This window comes from Periweissella ghanensis, from assembly GCF_918814755.1.
GTDB lineage: Bacteria > Bacillota > Bacilli > Lactobacillales > Lactobacillaceae > Periweissella > Periweissella ghanensis.
In genome coordinates, this window is the sequence record NZ_CAKKNT010000047.1 from 1 (window position 1) to 4,467 (window position 4,467).

Annotated in this window: 4 protein-coding genes and 5 tRNA genes; all 9 read right to left on the reverse strand. The window is 39.6% G+C overall.

All coding sequences use genetic code 11. The features are described from left to right. Positions 1-129: 129 nt before the first annotated feature. Complete coding sequence (gene rny / locus LQZ76_RS09775) at positions 130-1,698, reverse strand: ribonuclease Y (RefSeq protein WP_230099529.1); 1,569 nt, start codon at positions 1,696-1,698, stop codon at positions 130-132. 177 nt (positions 1,699-1,875) lie between these two features. Then, positions 1,876-2,055 (reverse strand): 50S ribosomal protein L32, encoded by a 180-nt coding sequence (gene rpmF, locus LQZ76_RS09780; protein ID WP_168722045.1) that lies wholly within the window; start codon positions 2,053-2,055, stop codon positions 1,876-1,878. Between the two features lie 57 nt (positions 2,056-2,112). After that, positions 2,113-2,667: a YceD family protein gene (locus tag LQZ76_RS09785; protein WP_230099530.1), complete on the reverse strand. Its 555-nt coding sequence runs from the start codon at positions 2,665-2,667 to the stop codon at positions 2,113-2,115. Positions 2,668-2,729: 62 nt separating this feature from the next. Beyond that, on the reverse strand, positions 2,730-3,887 hold the full coding sequence (locus LQZ76_RS09790) for a nucleotidyltransferase (RefSeq protein WP_230099531.1): 1,158 nt from the start codon (positions 3,885-3,887) through the stop codon (positions 2,730-2,732). A gap of 80 nt (positions 3,888-3,967) precedes the next feature. Then, positions 3,968-4,051, reverse strand: a tRNA-Leu gene (locus LQZ76_RS09795). Between the two features lie 34 nt (positions 4,052-4,085). Further along, positions 4,086-4,157: transfer RNA gene (locus LQZ76_RS09800), tRNA-Gln, on the reverse strand. 7 nt (positions 4,158-4,164) lie between these two features. Beyond that, positions 4,165-4,237, reverse strand: a tRNA-His gene (locus tag LQZ76_RS09805). A gap of 40 nt (positions 4,238-4,277) precedes the next feature. Beyond that, positions 4,278-4,350 (reverse strand) — tRNA-Phe (locus tag LQZ76_RS09810). 8 nt (positions 4,351-4,358) lie between these two features. After that, positions 4,359-4,432: transfer RNA gene (locus LQZ76_RS09815), tRNA-Asp, on the reverse strand. Positions 4,433-4,467: the final 35 nt, after the last annotated feature.

A 4,467-nucleotide genomic window follows, 5' to 3' on the forward strand; every position in this document is an offset into this window, starting at 1 on the left:
TGGAACACCATTTTGGTACTCAATAATTGCATCTAATTTTATTTTTTGAGAAAAATACATAAGAAAACCCCCTCGATTGGATTTACTCCAATTCGAGGGGGTCAGTGCATGCCAATTGGCAAGCTTTTTTTATTGAGCAATTTCAGTATTGCGGATTTCACGAATAACCGTAACTTTAATGTGCCCTGGATAATCAAGATCATGTTCAATTTGATTTTTAACATCCCGTGCAATAATTGTTGCTTCTAAATCATCAACCTTCGTTGGTTCTACAATCACGCGAATTTCACGTCCTGCTTGAATTGCAAATGATTTTTCAACCCCTTCAAAGTTATCAGCAATTGCTTCTAACTGTTTTAGACGTTGGACGTAGTTTTCCAATGACTCTGAACGAGCACCTGGCCGCGCAGCTGAAATCGCATCAGCTGACGCAACAAGGACTGAAATAACTGACGTTGCAACTGTATCACCATGGTGGGATGCAATTGAATTAATAATAACTTCTTTTTCTTTAAACTTAGTAGCAATTTCAATACCAAGTTCAACGTGGGAACCTTCAACCTCTTGGTCAACAGCTTTCCCAATATCGTGTAATAACCCTGCGCGTTTTGCAAGAGTAACATCTTCGCCAAGTTCGGCAGCTAAAATTCCCGATAATTTAGCAACTTCAATCGAGTGCGTAAGAACATTTTGTCCATATGATGTTCGATAATTCATCCGACCGATAATTTTAATCAAGTCAGGATGAATACCATGAATACCTAATTCGAAAACGGCTTGTTCACCAATTTCACGAATTTTTTCATCAATTTCTTTCCGAGCTTTTTCAACCATCTCTTCAATTCGAGCTGGGTGAATCCGTCCATCCAAAATTAATTTTTCCAAGGCTAACTTGGCAACTTCACGACGAATTGGATCAAATCCAGATAATACAACTGCTTCTGGTGTATCATCGATGATTAAATCAATCCCGGTTAAAGTTTCAAGTGTCCGAATATTACGGCCTTCACGCCCAATAATCCGCCCCTTCATATCATCATTTGGTAAAGTGACCACTGAAACCGTTGTTTCTGAAACCATGTCAGCAGCCGAGCGTTGGATTGCTTGAACAACAATATTTTTAGCTCGTTTTTCTGCTTCGGCATTAGCTTCTTCTTCACTAGCTTTAATTAAGACTCCACGTTCATGAGCTAATTGTTGCTTAGTTTCTGAAAGAATTAATTCTCGCGCATCACTTTGTTCTAACCCTGCGACTTTTTGTAACTCGTTTTCACGATCTTCGACAAGGGCTTCGGCACGTTGATGTAATTTTTGTAAATTATCGTTTTCACGGCTAAGTTTATCTTCTTTAACCGTTAACGCAGATTCGCGTTTTTCTAAAGCTGCATCCTTACGTTCCATTGATGCTTCACGTTGTAATAGTCGATCTTCTTGTTTTTGAACCTCAGAACGGCGTTCCTTGAGTTCATTTTCAATTTCAGTTCGATACTTGTGATTTTCATCTTTGGCTTCAATCAATGCTTCCTTTTTCAAGGTTTTAGCATCTTTTTTCGCTTGAGCAAGGAAATCTTCGGCAGTTTGGTGCGCTTGCATCATTGTTTTTTCATAAGTTCCCTTACGCAAAACATATCCAATCACTCCACCGATTACTAATGCTAACACTGCCACGGCGACTACACTAGCCAAAATTCCAGACATAATGCCTCCATGCGTGCATAATTTATAGCTCGGGTGCTATAAATTTAATTTTTCAAAGATGTTAATTTGATTCATACACATATAATATTCTATTGTTATTATGCATTTAAGTCAAACTAAATATGTTTTAATGCAATAAAAAAACATCAAATACCTAGGGTATCTGATGTTAATTCATTATTTGCTAGTTTTAACTACTTCGCGACCGTCGTAGAAACCACATGCTGAACATACGTAGTGTGACTTACGTAATTCACCACAGTTTGGACATGCGCTTAAACCAGCCGCAACAAGCTTGATGTGTCCACGACGGGCACGCTTGTTTGACTTAGAAGTCTTGTGTGATGGAACTGCCATATTCGAGTATCCTCCTTAAAATTTTATATCCACGCGTGTTACAAATTTAAGAGTCTGCTATTCTCCTTCTTCCTGATCAGGGAATAAGTCTTTGAGTTTAGCGAGACGTGGATCAATGTTAGTTGTGTTAGCTTTTTTGGCTTCTAGTTGATCTTCGGTTAATACTTCCCAACCATTTCCAGAAGGCATTTCAGAGTCGTCAACGACTTCATCTTCAGCTAAAATTTGCAAAGGAATCTGGAGCATTAAATACTCCTCAATTGCTTCATTAAAATTCAAAACATCATTTTCTAACACAATAACTGAATCAGTAATTTCGTAACGTTCGAGATGACTTTCTTCAGTGGTGTAGGTTTCATCAATTGCAAAATCAAATGGCATTTCGACGGGTTTTAAAGACCGTGAAGACGGTACCGTCATACTACCAGTGACTTGCGCATGAATATAGACATCCTCATTCTTGTATTCAAGGAACCCTTGAACCGTGACGGGAGTAATATCTAAAATGAAATCAGAAAACCGTGCTAAAATATCAGCTTTTAGATCTAAAGTTTCACTTAAATTTAAAGGTACTTCTTTAAATTTTTTCAATTCAAGCATTGACCATTTCATATTGGTTCCCTCCTTTTGCAACTAATCAAGTATACCTTATTATCCAACGATAGTCAAAGAATTTATTGTAAAGTCGTAGAATCATTTATCCGCCAAGGAATACGACCAATATTTTGGACCGATTGGTTACCAATTGTCGTAAAAACTTGGTCAACTTGATACTGTAAAGCAAATATTCCTTGTTTAGCTTGCGCCCCGATTTTGCTAAATAATGGTATTGTAACCTGTTTTTTTACTTGGCGTAACCACTTTTGCCCCACTGGTGTCGCACCTAATAGATTTAAATATGGCTGGGCTAGCGTCTGTTGCATTTGCTTAGTGGTAACGTTTAATAACACATATAAGACCATACGTTGTAAACGGGCATTTGTATAACGCTTAGATTTTAGTAACTGCATAAATTCTGCATAACTGCTTGCTTGTTCTACGGCGGCTTTTAGTTTGTATTCGAGCCCTTCACTCACTTGGTAAATTACGCGTAATTCTTCGATTTTAGCAGTTTGTAAGCGATACTGAATGAACGGCCACCAAACCGTTGCAAAATCACTTGTACGTGTGCTATTTAGTAAATCAACCGCTGTTTGTTCCGGTACATACTGTAACACAGCTGACACGTTATGCTTACGAATGGCCGATGCACTAGCAATCGAACCACTTGGCAAAGCAGTTTGATGATACGCCGCATTAATTCGTTTGATTGGTTGGAGGTTTATTGTATCGGTCCAACCATTTTTCACAATTGCCTTAGCATATGACAAACTTAAAATATCATTAGGTAATTGGATTTCAATACCACTTTGATCAGCTAGTTCCTGATAAAAAGTGGTGGCATATGTTTGTTGATATTGGGTAAAAGCACGGTGATTATCAATTGGTAACTGTGCTAACTGCATAAATTGATAATCCGGATGTTCAGCGCCACAGACAATCGTATCAACACCAACTGCATGTAACAGGCTAATTGCTTGTTCAGCGAAGATATGTCCCGGTTGAACTGCCATGGCAAATGGTAGTTCAAAAACAACGTCAACACCATTTAAAAGGGCTTCTTTAGCACGGGTCCATTTATCAAACATCGCTGGTTCACCCCGTTGAACGTAATTACCACTCATAACTGCCACGACCACATCCGCCTTAGTTATTGCGCGGGCTTGTTCGATATGATATTGATGACCATTATGAAAGGGATTATATTCGACGATGATTCCCGTAATTTTCATTATCAGCTGCCTCCAGTTCAAATTGGCTTTATTATAACAAAAAAACGTTATGAACTTACGTCCATAACGTTTTTATAAGATGCCGTCGGTGGGGGTCGAACCCACACTCCCGTGAAGGAACTGGATTTTGAGTCCAGCGCGTCTGCCAATTCCGCCACAACGGCATATTTAATTAGATTCGTTAACTGACGTTAACTACTGGGCTAGCTGGATTCGAACCAGCGCATGACGGTACCAAAAACCGTTGCCTTACCGCTTGGCTATAGCCCAATAAAAGGGCGGTATATGGGACTCGAACCCATGCGTGCTGGTACCACAAACCAGTGTGTTAACCCCTTCACCAATACCGCCATAATATTAAATTAAAATCACTACCTAGATAATGATTTATGGCGCAGGACGGAATCGAACCGCCGACACATGGAGCTTCAATCCATTGCTCTACCAACTGAGCTACTGAGCCATTTAAAACGGTCACAACGGGACTCGAACCCGTGATCTCCCGCGTGACAGGCGGGCGTAATAACCAACTATACCATGCGACCATTGAATGGAAGATACAGGGCTCGAACCTGTGACC